This window comes from Micromonospora sp. KLBMP9576 (genome assembly GCF_050941805.1).
Taxonomy (GTDB): Bacteria; Actinomycetota; Actinomycetes; order Mycobacteriales; family Micromonosporaceae; genus Micromonospora.
This window is the reverse complement of record NZ_CP194567.1, coordinates 2389525-2406799: the sequence shown is the minus strand read 5'-3', so window position 1 is coordinate 2406799 and position 17275 is coordinate 2389525. Positions and strand designations below refer to the sequence as shown.

The 17275-nt window shown below is 74.4% G+C and carries 15 protein-coding genes; all 15 read right to left on the bottom strand.

From position 1 onward, the window contains the following. Positions 1 to 298 precede the first annotated feature (298 nt). The 15 genes from aroQ to ACQ452_RS10700 all read right to left on the bottom strand — a co-directional run bounded on the left by aroQ (position 299) and on the right by ACQ452_RS10700 (position 17123). Positions 299 to 784 (bottom strand): type II 3-dehydroquinate dehydratase, encoded by a 486-nt coding sequence (gene aroQ, locus ACQ452_RS10770; protein WP_433392769.1) that lies wholly within the window; start codon positions 782 to 784, stop codon positions 299 to 301. Next, a complete protein-coding gene (aroB, locus tag ACQ452_RS10765) occupies positions 781 to 1857 on the bottom strand; it encodes a 3-dehydroquinate synthase (RefSeq protein ID WP_433392767.1) in 1077 nt (358 codons plus the stop codon). The genes aroQ and aroB overlap by 4 nt, the downstream gene beginning before the upstream one ends. Positions 1858 to 1867: 10 nt before the next feature. Further along, complete coding sequence (locus ACQ452_RS10760; RefSeq protein WP_433392766.1) at positions 1868 to 2368, bottom strand: shikimate kinase; 501 nt, start codon at positions 2366 to 2368, stop codon at positions 1868 to 1870. A gap of 46 nt (positions 2369 to 2414) precedes the next feature. After that, the gene (gene aroC, locus ACQ452_RS10755; RefSeq protein WP_433392764.1) at positions 2415 to 3593 is read right to left on the bottom strand and encodes a chorismate synthase; all 1179 of its coding nucleotides are present in this window, start codon (positions 3591 to 3593) and stop codon (positions 2415 to 2417) included. A 78-nt stretch (positions 3594 to 3671) separates the two neighbouring features. After that, complete coding sequence (locus ACQ452_RS10750) at positions 3672 to 4592, bottom strand: glycosyltransferase family 2 protein (RefSeq protein ID WP_433392762.1); 921 nt, start codon at positions 4590 to 4592, stop codon at positions 3672 to 3674. After that, positions 4589 to 5203, bottom strand: coding sequence for a glycosyltransferase (locus ACQ452_RS10745; RefSeq protein ID WP_433394087.1), 615 nt, complete (start codon positions 5201 to 5203; stop codon positions 4589 to 4591). The genes ACQ452_RS10750 and ACQ452_RS10745 overlap by 4 nt, the downstream gene beginning before the upstream one ends. A 74-nt stretch (positions 5204 to 5277) precedes the next feature. Beyond that, the gene (locus ACQ452_RS10740; RefSeq protein WP_433392760.1) at positions 5278 to 5760 is read right to left on the bottom strand and encodes a UDP-N-acetylglucosamine--LPS N-acetylglucosamine transferase; all 483 of its coding nucleotides are present in this window, start codon (positions 5758 to 5760) and stop codon (positions 5278 to 5280) included. Between the two features lie 102 nt (positions 5761 to 5862). Further along, complete coding sequence (locus tag ACQ452_RS10735) at positions 5863 to 7125, bottom strand: hypothetical protein (RefSeq protein ID WP_433392758.1); 1263 nt, start codon at positions 7123 to 7125, stop codon at positions 5863 to 5865. Next, positions 7122 to 8024, bottom strand: coding sequence for a sulfotransferase domain-containing protein (locus ACQ452_RS10730; RefSeq protein WP_433392756.1), 903 nt, complete (start codon positions 8022 to 8024; stop codon positions 7122 to 7124). Before ACQ452_RS10730 ends, ACQ452_RS10735 begins: the two co-directional genes overlap by 4 nt. 8 nt (positions 8025 to 8032) lie before the next feature. After that, positions 8033 to 9652 (bottom strand): lipopolysaccharide biosynthesis protein, encoded by a 1620-nt coding sequence (locus ACQ452_RS10725; RefSeq protein WP_433392755.1) that lies wholly within the window; start codon positions 9650 to 9652, stop codon positions 8033 to 8035. Further along, entirely contained in the window at positions 9649 to 10911 is a 1263-nt protein-coding gene (locus tag ACQ452_RS10720; protein WP_433394086.1) for an O-antigen ligase family protein, read from the bottom strand. Before ACQ452_RS10720 ends, ACQ452_RS10725 begins: the two co-directional genes overlap by 4 nt. Before the next feature lie 95 nt (positions 10912 to 11006). Beyond that, positions 11007 to 12638 (bottom strand): lipopolysaccharide biosynthesis protein, encoded by a 1632-nt coding sequence (locus ACQ452_RS10715; protein WP_433392753.1) that lies wholly within the window; start codon positions 12636 to 12638, stop codon positions 11007 to 11009. After that, entirely contained in the window at positions 12631 to 13182 is a 552-nt protein-coding gene (locus ACQ452_RS10710; RefSeq protein WP_433392751.1) for an acyltransferase, read from the bottom strand. The genes ACQ452_RS10715 and ACQ452_RS10710 overlap by 8 nt, the downstream gene beginning before the upstream one ends. Positions 13183 to 13277: 95 nt before the next feature. Beyond that, positions 13278 to 15206: a hypothetical protein gene (locus ACQ452_RS10705; protein WP_433392750.1), complete on the bottom strand. Its 1929-nt coding sequence runs from the start codon at positions 15204 to 15206 to the stop codon at positions 13278 to 13280. A gap of 222 nt (positions 15207 to 15428) precedes the next feature. Continuing rightward, positions 15429 to 17123, bottom strand: a complete 1695-nt coding sequence (locus tag ACQ452_RS10700; RefSeq protein WP_433392748.1) for a CBM96 family carbohydrate-binding protein — start codon at positions 17121 to 17123, stop codon at positions 15429 to 15431. Positions 17124 to 17275: the final 152 nt, after the last annotated feature.

Sequence of the window (17275 nt, the reverse complement as noted above, 5' to 3'; positions counted from 1 at the left end):
GAGAAGCCCGCCGCGCCCCCTTTGCTCTGCACCTGCGGGCGCACCACTCACTTTCAGTGACAATCCCCTCGCCGGCACGGTTCCACCGCTCGAATAAGTCCCCTGGTCAGGCCACTGGTCAGGCCACTGGTGCGGATCAGGGTGCAGAGCAAAGGGGCGCAGAGGTGGGGTCCGGGAGCCGCACGCTCGGTGACAGTGAGCAACGAAGCGTTAATTCACTCACCGTCACGATAATGGGCGACGGCACCGGCGGTCCCCCGGCCGACCCGCCGCCCACCAGGAGGTGGGGCACGACGCTTCAGCGGTGCGGGCCCGCCAGATGGTGCGGGGTCGCCAGGTGTTGTGAGGTCGCCGGATGTTGTGAGGTCGCCAGGTGTTGCAGGGCCAGCCGGTAGCCGTCGACGCCGAGGCCGCAGATCACCCCGGTCGCCACCGCCGACACCACGGAGCGGTGCCGGAACTCCTCCCGGGCGTGGATGTTGGAGATGTGCACCTCGACCAGCGGCCCGCGCAGCATGGCGCAGGCGTCCCGGACGGCGTACGAGTAGTGCGACCAGGCGGCGGGGTTGAGCACCACGGCGGCACCCTCGTCGGCCGCAGCGTGCAGCCAGCCCAGCAGCTCGTGCTCGGCGTCGGTCTGCCGGACCGTCACGTCCAGGCCCAGTTCCCGGCCGGTCGCCTCGCAGAGCGCCACGAGGTCCGCGTAGCTGGTCGCCCCGTAGACATCCGGCTGTCGGGTGCCGAGCCGGCCGAGGTTCGGGCCGTTGAGGACGTACACCCTCACGCCGCCACCTCCCGGTAGGCCGCCGCCAGCAACCCGTCGTCCGGGCCCTCGAGGATGGCCGGCCGCGCCAGCCCGTCCAGCACCACGAACCGCAGCCGGTTGCCGCGGGCCTTCTTGTCCACCCGCATGGTGGCGAGCAGTGCCGGCCAGGCCCCGGCCGGATAGCTGGTGGGCAGGCCGAGCGCGGCCACGGCCGAGCGGTGCCGCTCGGCGGTGGCGGCGTCCAGCCGGCCGGCCAGCCGGGCCAGCTCAGCGGCGTAGACGAGGCCGACGGAGACGGCGTGGCCGTGCCGCCAGCGGTAACCCTCGGCCTTCTCGATGGCGTGGGCCAGGGTGTGACCGTAGTTGAGCACCTCCCGCAGGCCCGACTCGCGCAGGTCACCCGAGACCACATCGGACTTCACCCGGATCGCCCGCTCGATCAGCTCACGGGCCACCGCGCCGCTCGGATCGGTGGCCGCCACCGGGTCCCGTTCCACCAGGTCGAGGATCACCGGATCGGCGATGAAGCCGCACTTGACCACCTCGGCCAGGCCGGCGGCGAGATCGACCGGCGGGAGGCTGTCCAGCGTCGCCAGGTCGGCGAGGACACCGACCGGGGGATGGAACGCCCCGACCAGGTTCTTGCCGGTGACGGTGTTGATCCCGGTCTTGCCGCCCACCGCGGCGTCGACCATGCCCAGCAGCGAGGTCGCCACCGGCACCCAGCGCACACCGCGCAGCCAACAGGCCGCCACGAAGCCGGCCAGGTCGGTCACCGCGCCGCCGCCGACCCCCACCACCGCGTCGGTACGGGTGAAGCCGGCCTCGCCCAGCCGGTCCCAGCAGGTCGCCGCCACGTCGATGTGCTTACCCGCCTCGGCGTCCGGCACCTCGATCAGCAGCGGCGCGACACCAGCCGCGCGCAGCCGCGCGCCGATCGCGTCGGCCAGCCCATCGAGCGGGGGCGCGTGCAGCACCGCCACCCGGGTCGCGTCGGGCAGCAACCCCGGCAGTGCGTCGAGCAGCTCGCGTCCCACCAGCACGTCGTACGGGCGCTCGCCGCCGACCGGGATCCGGGTCACCTCGTCCATCGCCGGCAGCCTAGTCCAGCCGCTCGGCGATCTCGGCCGCGATCTCCGCCGGCGCCCGCCCGTCGGTGGCGACCGTGGCGGTGGCGACCTCGGCGTAGAGCGGGCGGCGCTGGTCCAGCAGGTACTTCAGCGTCGCCCGGGGGTTGATCGCCAGCAGCGGACGGCCCGCGCCGAGCCCGACCCGTTTCACCGCCTCGGGCAGCTCGATGGAGAGGTACACCACCCGGTGCCCGACCAGGGCGGCCCGGTTCTCCTCGGCGAGGACCGCGCCGCCGCCGAGGGCGAGCACGCCGGCGCAGGAGGCGAGCCCCGCCGCCACGGCCGCGCGCTCCAGCGTACGGAAGTGGTCCTCGCCGTCGTCGATGAAGATCTCGGGGATCGGCTTGCCGGCCAGCCGCACGATGTCCAGATCGGTGTCGCGGAACTCCACGCCGAGCAGCCCCGCCAGCGCCAGCCCGACGGTGGTCTTGCCGGAGCCGGGTGCCCCGACCAGTACGCAGACCGGCGCCATCAGCGGCACCGCCGCCCGGTCTCGTGCCCAGCCCGTCGGCGGGCGTTCACCGGATCACCAGCGCGTCGAGGTAACCGGCCAGGTTGCGGCGGATCTCCGCGACCGAGTCGCCGCCGAACTTCTCGGTGGCGGCCTCGGCGAGCACCAGCGCCACCATCGCCTCGGCGACCACGGCAGCGGCGGGCACCGCGCAGACGTCCGAGCGCTGGTTGATGGCGGTGGCCGGCTCGCCCGTGGTGACGTCCACCGTCGCCAGGGCCCGGTTCAGCGACGAGATCGGCTTCATCGCGGCCTTCACCCGCAACGGCTCGCCGGTGGTGATGCCACCCTCCAGCCCGCCGGCCCGGTCGGTGACCCGGCGTACGCCGGCGGCGGTGGGGATGATCTCGTCGTGCGCCTCGGAGCCGCGCGAGCGCGCCTGCTGCCAGCCGTCCCCGATCTCCACGCCCTTGATGGCCTGGATCGACATCAGCGCTGCGGCGAGCCGGGCGTCGAGTTTGCGGTCCCACTGCACGTGGCTGCCCAGGCCCGGCGGCACCCCGTACGCCAGCACCTCGACCACGCCGCCCAGGGTGTCGGCCGCCTTCTTCGCGGCGTCGACCTCGGCGACCATCCGGGCGCTGGCCTCGGCGTCGAGGCAGCGCAGCGGGTCGGCGTCGATGCGTGCGGCGTCGGCGGGCGTCGCCCGCAGCCCGGGCTTGACGGCGACCGGGCCCAGCTCCACCACGTGCGAGACGATCTCGATGCCGAGGCCCTGCCGGAGCAGCGCCTTGGCGACCGTGCCGACGGCCACCCGGGCGGCGGTCTCCCGCGCGCTGGCGCGCTCCAGGATCGGCCGGGCGTCGGTGTGGCCGTACTTCTGCATGCCGGCCAGGTCGGCGTGGCCCGGCCGGGGGCGGGTGAGCGGGGCGTTGCGCGCCTGGCTGGCCAGCTCGTCGGCGTCGACCGGGTCGGCGGCCATGACGGTGCGCCACTTCGGCCACTCGGAGTTGCCGACGCGGATCGCGACCGGGCTGCCGAGCGTGACCCCGTGCCGGAGCCCGCCGATCATTTCGATCTCGTCCTGCTCGAACGCCATCCGCGCGCCCCGGCCGTAGCCGAGCCGGCGTCGGGCCAGCTCACCGGCGATATCCCCGGTGGTGACCTCGATGCCGGCGGGTACGCCCTCCAGCATCGCGACGAGGGCGGGACCGTGCGATTCCCCTGCAGTCAACCAGCGCAACACAGCGGTCAGTCTGTCACGCCCGGTGCCCGCCGCCGTGCGGGCCCGCCGCGTCCCGCCCTGCGGACGCCCCCGCCCGCCTCAGATGCCGCGGCCCCGCTTGTGCAGGGTGCGCAGCACCGCGTCGGCGCGGACCATCCGCCCGGCCACCGCGAGGGCCAGGTACGCGCGCGGCTCCCGCGGATTGCGCCGCAGGGTGCGCCGGGCCCAGCGCAGCGCGCCCCGCCGGTCACCGGAGGCGGCCCGGGCGAAGGCGATCTGCCCGCTCACCCGCGCCTCGCCGGCCGGCTGGGTGCCGAACTCGGGATAGCGCTCCAGCAGCCACTGCAACGCCTCGGAGATGGTGTCCCAGCGCTGCGCGAAGTAGGACCGCTTGTGCCAGCGCACCAGCACGTACGGGGTGCGCAGGTTGACCAGCGGGGCGCTGCGGGCGGCGCGGAGCAGGAACTCGTAGTCCTCCGCGTAGCTGCCCGGGATCTCCTCGTCGACCAGCCCGAACCCGTCGCGCAGCGCGGCGGCGCGGATCAGGAACGTCGACGGGTGCAGCTCCGTCATCCGGTCCCGCAGCAGGTCGGCCAGGGTGACGGAGTCCTTCGGCAGCGCCCGGTCGACGGTGTGCCCGTCGTAGCTGACCCGGATGCCGCAGCTCACGAACTCCGCGTCCGGGCGGGCGCTGAGCGCCTCGACCTGGGCCCGCAGCTTGCCGGGCAGCCACTCGTCGTCGTCGTCGCAGAACGCGACCAGCTCGCCGGTGGCGGCCAGGATGCCGCAGTTGCGGGCGCCGGCCAGGCCGGGGGCGCGCTCGTTGCGGATCACCCGGACCAGCCGGTCCGGACGGGAGAGCCCGGCCAGCGAAAGGTCCGGTTCGGACTGGTCGTACACCACCACCACCTCGATCGGGCCGGGGTGGTCCTGGTCGAGGATGGCCCGCACGGCGGCCCGGAGCAGCTCCGGGCGGTCCCGGGTGGGCACCACCGCGCTCACGCTCGGGTGTTCGGTCATCGCCGCTCTCCGTTCCGGGCCGGCCGTATCCACGGCCGCCACCTCGTCCGCTGCCGTCGTCGGGTCGACGCGGCCACCAGGTCCTCCACGATCCGCCCCACCTGCTCCACCGCCGCGCGCCGCGCCTCGGACGCGGCGGGGTCGGCCGCGACGGCGAACCGGGACGGGTCGGCGAGGCCGGCGGTGAGGGCGTCGAACAGCGCCTCCCGGGTCTCGGCCAGCGCCACCATGCCGGCCGCGCCCAGCCGACGGGCGAACAACTGCTGGTGGTCGTCGACGTGTTCGCCCCGGGCCGGATCGCGGGGCACGACGATCGGCAGGTGACCGTGCCGGCGGGCCTCCAGGATGGTGGCCGGCCCGCCGTGGCAGACCACCAGGTCGGCCTCCGCCATCGCGGCCTGGAGTTCGTCGTGGCCGAGGAAGGCCACCGCCCCGGGTACCCCGGGGGCCCGGGTGTGCCCGTGCTGGACGGTGAGCCCGACGCCCTCGGCGACGGCGGGGTGCCACCGCTCCAGCCAGCCGGTCAGCCGGTCGAACGGGTGTTTGTCGGTGCCGACGGCGACCAGCACCCGGGCCCGGGCGACGTGGTCGGGCTGGCGGGGCCGGGGCACCCGGTTGGCGGGCGCCGGCCGGACGCGGTCGGGGGCGACCCGCTGGGCGGGGGTGGTTCCGGTGCTCTCGGCGTTCACAGCAGGGTCCCCACGACCGTGGCCTCCGGGTACTGCCGGCGCTGCTCGTCCCACTGCACGAGCATCGCGGAGAGGAACGGCCGGCAGAGCCGGGCGGTCATGGTCGGGGTGTCGATGCGGTCGTACACCTCGATGTAGATGGTCGGTACGCGCCGCAGCCGGGCCAGCACCACGAACGGTACGGCCACCCCGGCACCGGTGGTCACCACCGCGGCGACCCGGCGCGAGCGCAGCACCCGCCAGGCGAGGACGGTGTTGCGCAGCAGGTTCGGCACGTTGCGGGTGGTCGGGTGGTGCGCCGCGACGAGTTCCTCGCCGGCGAGCAGCGAGACCGCCTCGGGTGTGTCGAAGGTGACCCAGCAGCGCCGCCAGCGTTCGTACCACGGGCGCAGGGCGAGCAGTTGGGCCAGGTGGCCGCCGCTGGAGCCCACCAGGAGCAGGATCCCGGCCTCGCCGGCGTCCTCGGTTGTCGTTTCCACGCGACTCCCCACAAGTTCGCTTGGCTGTTCGGTGGTCGCCGCCGGCGAAGCAGATCACACGTCCCCCGGCGGCGGACCCCGGGCTCCGGCGAATTCGGCCGATCAGCCGCTATGTCGTTTCTCGACGACGTCCAGCAGCGCGGGATGCAGCGCGGCGTTCCAGCCCGCGCCCGCATCGGCCAGCCGCCAGGTGCGCAGCCACATCTCCAGCAGGTAGGCGTCGGCCACCAACTCCCGGGCGGCCGGCCCGAGCCCGAGCCCGGCGCCGTGGCGCTCGAGGTCGGCGTCGACGGCCCGCGCCGCCGCCGCGGCCGGCTCGCCGCGCAGCACCAGGGCCCGCTGGAACGCGTCGTGCGCCAGGTCGAAGCCCACCGGCACGTCCGGGCCGCTGTGCTCCCAGTCCCAGGCGACGAGGCGGCCGGCGTGCACGCCGAGGTTCCAGGGCACCCAGTCGCCGTGCCAGTGCCCGAACTCGACGGCCGTGCCGCCGTGCCGGTCGGTCAGGGCGGCCACGGCGGCGACCGCCCGGTGCCCGTCCGGCGTGCCGGCGGCGGCGCGGGCGGCCTCGGCGGCGAGCCGGCGCGCGAACGACGACCCGGCGAGGGGGCGCGGCGGTGCCGGCGGGCGACCCCGGCGGGACACCGCGAGCTGCGCCGCCAACCGCGGCGGATCGTCGACCGGCACCCCCCGCACGGCCGGCGGCAGCGGCTCGACCAGCGCGACGACCCGCCCCGCCTCGGTCGACTCGGCGAGCAGCCGGGGTGCCGCCGGGTGCTCGGGCGCACCGGTCACCGCCGGCAGGTCGCGCAGCGCCGCCGCCTCGGCGGTCACCAGCGCCCGGGTGGCCGGGTTCCAGCCGATCTTCGCGTAGCCGAGGGGCCGCCCGTCGGGGGCGAACAGCTGGAGGGTGGGCTTGTGGTTCGGGTCCGGGGGGCGCACCCCGCAGGCCGCGTGGACCGCCGCCTCGCCGAGCGCGGCACCCAACCGGCCGGCCAGCAGCGCCTCGTCGGCCCCGACGCCCTCGGGCAGCGACACCGTCAGCCGGGGAAACGGGGCCAGGTCGACCACGCCGACGCGGGCCAGCACGCCGAGTGCGGCCCGCACCGCCCGCACCTTCGGCGGGCGCAACGCGTTGTACGCCAGCAGCGCGGCGGCCGTGGCCCGGGGTGCGCCCAGCGGCAGCAGGAACCGCGCCCGCGCCAGCGAGGGGACCACCGCGTACCGGGCGACGGCACGGTGCCCGGGCGGCGGCGCGACACCGACGCTCAGGGCGATCCGCTCGTCGCCGAACACCGCCCGGGTGACCCAGCCCAGCCCGTCGGTACGCGACCGGGGGTCGGCGGGGGCGGCGACGCGCGCCGTCACGGTGCCCGGTCCGGCCAGTCGAGCGCCAACCCCAGCCGCTGCCGCAGGGCGTCGTTGTACGGGCGGTAGTAGTCGGTCAGCTCGGTGCGCACCGCCGGCTCCAGCGGCGACGAGCGGCGGTCGTTGTAGACCTTGAAGTCGGGCAGGTCGTGCGGGGGCAGGCCGAGGAAGTCCAGCGTCCGGCGGTAGGTCGTCCGGGCGTCGCGGTAGAGGTCCTCGCTGGGCAGGAAGAGGATCCGCTCCCGGTCGAACCGCTCCAGCCACGGCTCGAGGTGCTCCAGGTAGCGGCCCCGGGCCCGGTAGGTGTACCAGTCGTACGGCTCGCTGAAGTACTCCGGTTCGGCGATCAGCCGCTCCCGCTCCCCCGCCGTGCGCTCCGCCTCGGCGGCGAGGGCCGCGGCGAAGTCGAGCGGCTCGATGCCGTGCGTGCGCCGCTCCTTCCAGTGCGAGTACGCCCGCTCCACCGGGTCGCGCAGCAGCACGATCAGCCGCACCGACGGCATCAGCTCGGCGACCCGCTGCGCCGCGAGGGGGTGGAACATGTAGAGCGGCGCGGCCTCGCCGACGCGTACCGGCCCGCTGTGCCGTTTCTCCAGCGCCTCCCGCTGCCGCTGCGTGGGGAAGTGCGACCGGTACCAGGCCTCGCCGCGCTGCCAGTGCTCCTCGAAGTAGTGCGCGGACTTGGTGTTCCACGCCGGGAAGAGCCGGGGCACCAGCGGATGCTGGATGAGGTAGTTCCACAGCGAGGTGGTGCCGCCCCGCTTGGTGCCGATGATGAGGAAGTCCGGCAGCGGCCGACGGTCGCTGGTGCGCACCCCGTACTCGACGAGTGACTCCCGTACCCGGTCTGTCACCTGGGCCGGCACGAGCTGCTTCACCCGGTCTCGGATGGACGGCACGACGGACCTCACCTACCTTTCGATTCCTCCGCGGCGGGGCCGGCCGCGGCCGGGGCCGCCTCCGGCCGCCCGCGGACCTGCATCATGGTCACCCGGATGCGGCGCCGCACCCGGGGCAACGTCAACAAGCCGACGCAGCCGACGACCAGCACGGCCACGGCCACGGCCAGGCCGCCGATCCCCCGCCCGCCGGCCAGCACCCCGACCGCCGCCGCGGCGCCGACCCCGGCGACGGTGGCCGCCCCGGCGCGCAGCATCGCCGCGTCGACAAGTGGTTGGCCGACCACGGCCCGGGCGCAGCCGACCGACGTGAGGTTCTCGGTGACGATGCCGAGCGCCCAGGCCAGCGCCGCCCCGGTCGCGCCGTGCGCCGGGATCAGCCACAGGCCGAGGGAGACGGTGACGAGCAGCCCGGCCAGCGTGGCGACCAGGTGCAGCCCGCTGCGCCCGCCCATCAGCAGCAGGCTCTGCACGTTGCCGACCCCGGTGTTCACCAGCATGGCCACCGCGAGCACGGCCATGGCGGGGGCACCGGCGGTGAACTCGGGCCCGAAGATCTGGAGGAAGGCCAGCCCGAAGACGGCGAGCAGCAGGTAGACCGGCCAGGACAGCACCAGCCCCCAGGTGGTCAACTGCCGGTGCACGGCCGCCGCCGCCGCCCGCTCGCCGCGTCCCAGCAGCCGCGAGAGCTGCGGCGACACCGCCACCCGCAACCCCTGCATGGCCAGTTGACCGGCGAGGATGTAGCGCCCGACGCCGCCGAACACGCCGGCGTCGGCCGGGCCGGCGAGCACCGACGTGAGCAGCACGCCCACCCACATGTTGCCGGCGTCGATGGCGGCGGACGCGGCCCTCGGCAGCGCGAAACGCCAGAACGCCGACCAGTCGCCGGGACGGGGACGCAGGACCGCGCCCCGGCCGACGCCGAGCGGCCCGGCCACCAGCGTCAGGCAGGCCAGCAGGGCGAGCGCCGCCGGCACCAGCCAGCCGGTCAGGCCCGCCAGCAGGCCCCCGCCGGCCAGGGCCGCCGCGCCGACCAGCGCCGGCCGGGCCACCGGCAGCAGGAAGAACTGCACCCCGACGTACGCCCGGATCGGGCGCACGCAGCGGAGCGCGGCGAGCAGCAACGTCATCGCCACCACCACCGGCACCGCGGCGAAGCTGACCGTCAACAGGGCCGCGCCGTCGACGCCGGAGCCGCCGAGCAGGCGTGGGGCGAGCGCGTCGGCGGCGAGCAGCCCGCCGACGGCGACGGCGACCGCCGCCAGCAGCGGCGGCAGCAGCGCCACCGGCAGCATCCGCGCGGCGTCGCCCCGGGCGCCGAGGCGCCGGCGGGGCAGCGCCCACATCAGCCCGGTCTCCGCGCCGAGGGTGCACACGGCGGTGGCGACGGTGACCACCCCGATCGCGGCGAAGAAGGCCCCGGAGCCGACGGTGCCGTAGCCGCGGGTGATGACGACCGCGAGCAGGAAACCGAAGAGCCCGCTGGTGGCCGCCCCGACCAGCCCGGCGACGCCGCTGCGCACGCTGCGCCGGGTCTCCGTGTCGTCGGCGGGCGGCACGGTCCCGGCGGTGGGCGGTGCGACGGCGGGGTGCTGCCCGGACGGGGGTCGGATGGCGGCGGTCACCCGGACACCGCCTGCGGGCGGAGGGCCGGGGGGAAGTGGGGGCGGGCCGACGTCTCCCGCTCGGTCAACGCCATCGCGAAGGCGACCGCGAAGAAGGCGACCGCGAGGTTCTGGTTGGCCATGCCGTAGAAGGGGATCTGCACCAGGCAGACGACCGGCACCACGGCCAGCCACTGTCCGGCGGCGGAGGTGGCCCGGGCGCAGATCAGCGCGGCGACCACGAACCAGGCGAGGAAACACAGCAGCGCGGGGACGCCGTGGCTGAACAGCACCATCCACAACTGCCCCTGGGTGCCGATCGGTGCCTCGGCGCTGACGGTGTCCACGTTCACCGGGGCACCGTAGCCGAGCCACGGAGACTCCCTCACCCGCCGGATGACCTCGACATAGAGGGAGAGCCGGTCGGTGTTGGTGTCGCTGGACTCGACCCGGTTGCCGATCAGGTCGGTGATCGGGATGAACAGGGTCGTCAGGCCGCCGATGACCACCACCCCGACGATCGACGCGGCGACCCGGACGTTGCCGCGCAGGGCGGCCCGCACGCCGAGCACGGCCAGCCCCGCGCCGAGGCTGAGGAACATCGCCCGGTTGAGCGTGAGGAACGCCGGCGCCAACGACAGCGGCAGCGACGCCAGCACCGCCCAGCGCAGCGCGCCGTGCCGGCGCAGCATGGTGAAGGCCACCACGCAGGGCAGCGTCATCGCGTACGCGCTGCCGTAGTTGTTGGTGTACGCGAACGGCGCCGCCGGCCGGTAGATCGGGTTCAGCGACCGCTCGCTGTATTCCGCGGTGGTGAGGTGGACCATGTCCTTGATGAACGGGGTGTTGGCGACCCCGCCCGGCAGCAGCATCTCCACCGGGGTGGTCAGCGCGAAGCGGGGCACCAGCACGCCCAGCCAGCCGAGCGCGACCAGCCCGAACCAGAAGGCGCACAGCGGCACCAGCACGGCGACCTGGTCGGGGCGTTCCCGGGCGACCGCGTAGACGTAGACGCCGACGACCAGCGCGGTGAGGTAGAAGGCGAGCCGCAGCGCGAACGTCAGCACCGAGGCCGGCGTCTGCAACTGGGTGGCGCTGACCACCACCACGGCCAGGAACAGCAGCCAGATCCCGGCGGCCGGGGGCAGCGGCACCCGCCCCCGGATGACCAGCAGCGCGAACAGCAGCGCCCCGAGCAGCGGCCAGCCGAGGTAGAACGCCCCGGCCAGCCACCACAGGGGGACCATGCCGAACATCAGGACCAGCGGCCAGAGCGGCAGCCGTGGCGGTGGCGGCGGCTGCGGCGCTCGGGCGACGCCGCCACCGGGCCCGCCGCCCGGGTCGGTCGTCGCCGGGGCGCGGGTGACCGGCACGCTCAGCCCCGGCCGCTGTGGGTCAACACGAAGCCGAGCGGGGTGACCCCGGCGGCGCGCAGCCGCTCGACGAGGCGACGCAGGTCGCCCTGCCGGGTGCGGTCCTGCTCGACCACCACGACAGCGGTGCCCTGCCGGGCGACGGCGACCCCGCGCTCGTCGGACTCGGCCGGCGGGGCGTTGAACAGCACCAGGCGGTGGTCGGCGCCCTGTCGCCAGGTGCCGAACCGGACGTTGCCCGCGCCCACGGCCACCGGGTCGCTGCTCGACGCCTTGCTCGTCTCGGCCGCCACCGCGGAGGTGACCCGGGGCAGGGTCAGGGTGGCGTCCGGGTCGGTCGACGCACGGGCGCCGATCGGGTGCGCGATCGGGTGCGGAGACGGACGGCGGGCCGCCACCGGCTCCGGCGTCCCGGCGCTCTTGCCGTCCGGCACGGTCCCCGCCGTACGGGGCTTCGGCACGAGCGGGCGGGACGGGTCCGCCGTGGCGGGCAGCCGCTCCCGGTCGGCGAGCACGGTGGTGCGCAACCGCTCGGCGCGACCGCTGTCGTCGGCGACGAAGACCTCCCGGCCGGCCGCCGCCAGTGCCACCGCCAGCCCGGCGGTGATGGCCGTGGGATCCTCCTCGCGGGCGGTCAGCAGGGCCACCCGGGCGGGCTGCCGGACCCGCTCGGCGATCGCCATCGCCACGTACCGGATGTCGGCGTCGACCGCCTCCTTGCCCCCGCGCCACCGGCGGCTGCGGACCGTGCCGAGCAGCGGCAGGCCGGTGGCGTCGCGGCTGTCGGCGACGGACCGGATCCGCCGGTCCATCGACTCCCAGGCGTACGCGAGGACCACGCCGAGCAGGGTCCCGCCGAGCAGGCCGGCGAGCAGGTAGAGCGGGCGGTTGCCGGCGGCGGAGGCCAGCGCCCGCTCGGCGCTCTGGGTGACCCAGCCCGGGTTGACGTCGACGGCGGCGATCTCGGTCCGCGCGGCGTTGAGCTGGGTGAGCTGGTTGTTGATCCCGGTCAGTTCGGTCACCGCGGCGTCGACGCTGCCCGGGCGGGCGCTGTTGACGCGCTTCTGGAGGGCCACCTGCTGGGCGGCGACCTTGGCGATGCTCTCGTCGTACGAGCGCAGCATCTCCTCGCGCTGCTTCTCGTACATCGACCGGCGCACCTCGATGTAGGCCTGGGCGGCGAGGTTGACGCCCTCGACCGCCTGCTCGGCGCTGGGGGCCTGGTAGACGAAGCGCAGGATCTGCCCGCCGGTGGGCACCTCGACCTCCAGGGCGTCGCGCACCTCGCGCGGATCCAGCCCCTCCGAGTCGGCCAGCCGCTGCACCACGTCGGTGCCCGTGGCGATGCCGCTCTCGACGTTCATGTTCACCGCCCGGTCGGCGTTGGCGCCGCTGGGCGTGAACGCGTCGGTGACGACGGGACGCACGGCCACGACCGCGCTGGCGGTCACGGGGGCGGGCCCGAGCAGCACGTAGCCCACCGCGGCCAGCAGGCCGACCGCGGCGACGGCCCCGACCAGCCGGATCCGGTGCAGCGGGACGCGGAGCAGGTCGGTCAGCGTGACCGTGCGGCCCGCTGTGCCGCCGCCGGCGGGCACGTCGCTGGGCCAGGATCCCGGGGCTGCGTCAGTCATGGAACTTCTTCACCGTCTGTTGTGGGTTTCCGGCGACCACGACCCGCGGCGCCACGTCCGTACGCACCACCGTGGCAGCGCCCACGACACTGTCCCGGCCGATCCGCACACCCTTCATCACCAGGGCGTGCGCCCCGATCCACACGTTGTCCTCGACCGTGATCGGGGCGCGGGTCGCCGGCACGGGCGGGTCGTGCCGCCGCTCGGGCGACAGGTTGTGGAAGTCGTTGTCCAGCAGTTCGCAGTCCGACAGCAGGCACCGGTCGCCGATCGTCACCGTCGTCCAGGTGCCGATCCAGGTGGCGTTGAGCAGGCAGTCGGCGCCGACGCGCACCTCGCCGGGGCCGGCGAAGCGGACCAGCTTGTTGATCCGGGTGCGGTCGCCGATGCTCACCCGCACGCCCCGGCGCAGCCGGATCCGGCCGCGGATCTCCACGCCCTCGCCCAGCGTCAACCTGGGATAACGCAGCGTGTACCAACCGCGCTTGACCGCGAAGACGACCCGCACCGCGAGCCCTCTGCGATTGCCACCCGCGCCGACCAACGACCCTCCCCACGTGGTACGGGCCGGCGACGGCTGATCCGTCGCCGGCCCGTAAGTGAACAATCTACCGATGTTCCGTCACGAACAGTCGACGGTCACTGGACGGAGAAGAACGTCGACGGCGTGGACCACGTCACGCCGGCGGCCGGCGGGACCACCGTCGCCGCCGCACCGGCGACCGCCGGGACGGCCGTCGGGTCGAACGGCACGCTGCGCAGGGTGCCGTCGGTCGCGCCGTACACGACCCGGCCGGCGACCCAGGCCATGCCCCGCACGGTCGACCAGGTGACCCCGGCGGTGGGCAGGGTGAACTCGGTCGCGCCGAGGTAGTTGCCGTCGATCTCGAAGTAGCGGTAGTAGAGCGCGTTGGCGCCCGTGCGGGTGTAGTAGAGGCGGCCGTCGAGGTAGAAGGCGCCGGTCAGCAGCGCCGGGTTGTACCAGTCGTTGTAGCCGGACGCCTCCCACGGCGCGCCGATCGCGGCGCCGTTGAACAGCGAGATGTCGATCCGGCTGCCGGTGGGGGTGCCGGCCACGGTGTGCGACCAGTAGATCCGGTCGGCCACCCGCCAGGTCGCGCCGGCCGCCGTGTACTGGGGCTGGCTGACCGTGGTCGGGGTGCCCAGGCTGGCGCCGTCGAACGGCACCTTCGCCAGCGTGCCCGCGCCCGTGCCGACGTACAGGTTGCCGGCGGTCTCGGTCGGCGCGTTCTTCGGGGTGATGGTGCGCCCGCCGGCCAGCGGGAACATCCCCAGCCGGCCGTGGTACTCGTTGCCCATGCCGTCGGAGTTGTGGCCGAAGTAGAGGCCGTCGCTGCCGCGCCAAAGAACCGGCACCGAGGAGCCCCAGTTGCTGGTGCCGGCCGGCATCGACGCGCTGCCGCTGCGGCGTGGGTTCCAGTTGACCGGCATGCCGGTGGCGGGGGTGACCGCCGCGATGCCGAGCCGGTCGACCGCGCCGTTGCCGGCCGCGTCGCTGGCGTTGGGGTTGTTCAGCCACCGGAAGTGCCCGCCGAGGTAGATGACGTTGTCGGCGACCTCGACGGAGGTGATGGTGTCGTTGCCGGTGTAGTCGGCCCAGGTGGCGAGCTGCCCGGCGCCCCGGGCCGCGGTCTCGAAGCGCACAAGCGCGTCGCAGTACGCGGCCGGCCAGCCGGCGCCGCCGTTGGTGCCGACGACGAACCAGGTGCCGTCGGCACCGAACTTCACGTCCTGCACGTAGTGCACGAAGGTCGTCGGGTCCGCGCACGGCGCGACGAACTTCTCGGTGCTCCAGTCCAGCACCGTCGGGGTGCCCGAGAGGTCGACCAGCGCCATCTGGTTGCGCGGCAGGCCGTTGACGAGCGTGAAGTTGCCGCCGACGACCAGGGTGCCGCCGTCCGGGGAGACGTCGAGGGTCCAGGCGTACGGGGTGGTCCCGCGGCGACCGACGGTGGCGTCGACGACGAAGGTCGGGTCGATGGCGCCGGTGGTGGCGTTGAGCCGGCCGAGCCCGACGTGCGCGGTGCCGTTGAGCCAGTTGAACGCGCCGGCCACGTAGAGCCAGTTGCCGTGCAGCGCCAGGTCGCGGACGGTCCCGCCGTCGGAGCGGCCGACCCAGCTGTCGACGATCTCGCCCGTGGCGGGGTCGAGCGCCACGAGGTTCTTACGGGCGACGCCGTTGACGGTCTTGAAGGTGCCGCCGACGATCAGGGTGCCGCCGGGCCCGGCGACCATCGTGTTGACCGCGCCGTCGAGCACCGGCAGGAAGGTCGTCGAGATCGTGCCGCTGGTCCGGTCGTATCCGAAGAGGTAACGCCGGGTGGTCCAGGCCGCGCTGGCGGTCTGCCGGATCTGGGTGAAGCTGCCGCCGACGTAGACCGTGGAGCCGACCTGCGCGAAGGCGCGGGTCTCGCCGTCCTTGGCGTGCGGGGTGGCGTCGGCCGGGTTGGCCGAGACCAGGGTCGCCGATTCGGGGGCCGGCACCACGGCAGCGGAGGTGCCGGTGGGGACGGCCAGCACGGCGGCGGCGGTCACGAGTGCGACCACCGCCGCGCGGGTGCGGAGTCCGGCGGATCGCCGAGGGAGCGGGATGTCGGGCACGCTGACGCCTCCATGTCGGGAGAGAACCCGCGTAGCGTGCCTGTTGGAACCGTGTTGGCGATATCCGCCGATTGGTCGGTCACCGGATCAGCAACACGACACCACGCCCGGCAAGTCGGATGTCCGACTCGCCCGTCTCACCGTGCGTCAGCCTGCGGGCGCGTACGGTCAGCGGGCGCCCCCGGTGGGTTGGCGCAGGTAGCTGTCACGCCCGGCGCGGGCGAAGCCCGCCACCGACGCGGCGTCATGGTTCATGGTCATGTCGCAGGTGCTCGACCGGCTGGTCATCCCCGGGGAGTTGAAGTAGATCGCGGCCTTGATCTTCGGGTGCGCCTTCAGCGCCGCCGGGAACTCCTCGAACCAGCGCCGCTTCGCGTCCGGGTCGGCGGCGTCGAAGTTGGTGCCGAACTCCGCGAGCATGCGTGGCTTGCCGGCGCCCACGCCGTTCTCGTCCAGCCAGCGGTAGAAGTTGCCGATCGTGGTGGCCGGGCTCTTCCAGACCTTGCTGCCATTGCAGACGTGGAAGTTGTACGGGTCGTAGCCCACCCAGTCGACGTAGCGGTCACCGGGATAGAGGCCGGCGTACCGGTCGTGGTGGCCCGACCAGCCCATCATCGTCCAGACCCAGACCGCGTTGTCGGCGCCCGCCGCGGCGAAGCGGTCGTGCACGTGCCGCCAGGCGCGGACGAAGTCGGCGTCGCTGCCCTTGGCCGGCTCGTCCTCCGGCTCGTGGTCGAAGCCCATGAACACCGGCACGCCGGTGTCGCGGATCCGGCCGGCGACCGCGTCGATCGTGGCGTCGTACCGGCCACTGTAGACGTCCTGCCAGCTCAGCACCGTGCCGGAGGAGAAGATGCGCGACTCCCAGGCGAAGAACATCAGCCGCCCCTCGCTCATCTGCTTGCGCTGGTAGGCGTCGGGGAAGGCGCCGTTGCTGCCGGCGTTGGAGAAGTCGTGGTAGCGGTGCACCACGTCGAACTTCCGCCCGACCTGCGCCTCCACCTCGGCGACGGCGCCGCCGTGGTCCCAGCCCTCGGCCGCGTTGGTCGGGGAGTACATCCCCCACCATGCGCCGCAGGAGGGCACCAGGTGCGCCGACACCTCGCCGCACCGGCCGGTACCGGTCGACGGGCTCGCCGACGGGCTCGGGGTGGCGCGGGTGGGGTTGGGCGTCGGCCGCGGCGCGGGGCTCGGCGGGGCCGTCCGGCTCGGCGACGGCGCGGCGCTCGTCACCACCGGCGTGGGCCGGGCGGCGACGTCGTAGCGGATCTCCAGGCGGGGGCGCAGGTCCGGGTTGCGGTTCTCCGTCGACGCCCAGTAGACCCTGGTCTCCAGGCCCGTCTGCGCCAGCGAGACCGTCCAGGTGCCGTTGCCCTTCACCAGGGCCGAGACGTCCCACTCGTTGAAGCCCGGCGCCACCTGCGAGACGGTGTCCAGGACCGCCCCCGGCAGCGCCAGGGCCGGCCGCGCCGCGGCGGCGTCCACGACGGAGGCGTGCGCGGTGACCGTCGCCGGGGACTTCTGCCACGCGTGCAGCCGCAGCGTGGCCCGCACATTGACCGCCGTCGCCGGCAGGGTGCTCACCGCGAACCGGACGATCGCCTCCCGGGAGCCCCGGGGGTTGCCGTCGCAGCGCACCGCGCAGGTCGCCAGCGTCGTCTTCGCCCCGTTGTCGCCGTCCTGCGCCACAGTGGTCGCCGTGGTGTCCGCGCTCGCCCGGATGGAGAGGTCGTCGGCGGCCAGCAGCGGCATCGTGGTGGCCACGATGCCGGCCACCACCGTGGCGCCGGCCACGCCGATGATGACGGCCTTGCGCCGTGGGCCGGGGTGTCGGGTGAGGCGGTGCAGTCCGTGCCTGCTCAAGGAGCACTCCCTGCGTCTCGGGCGGTGACGTTCAGCAGCGTAACCATGACCACGACGGGCCGTGGGGACGACAGCCGGACCTAAGCGCGTCTTAACCGTCGCCTAAGGATGCCCTGGACGCCCACAGGGGACACTTCCGTCCGGACCGGACG

What these genes read in the sequence shown, in the direction of transcription:
- aroB (WP_433392767.1), bottom strand. Translation starts at nt 1,857, where the DNA reads ATGGACGAGGTGACCCGGATCCCGGTCGGCGGCGAGCGCCCGTACGAC.
- ACQ452_RS10760 (WP_433392766.1), bottom strand. Translation starts at nt 2,368, where the DNA reads ATGGCGCCGGTCTGCGTACTGGTCGGGGCACCCGGCTCCGGCAAGACC.
- ACQ452_RS10750 (WP_433392762.1), bottom strand. Translation starts at nt 4,592, where the DNA reads ATGACCGAACACCCGAGCGTGAGCGCGGTGGTGCCCACCCGGGACCGC.
- ACQ452_RS10715 (WP_433392753.1), bottom strand. Translation starts at nt 12,638, where the DNA reads ATGACTGACGCAGCCCCGGGATCCTGGCCCAGCGACGTGCCCGCCGGC.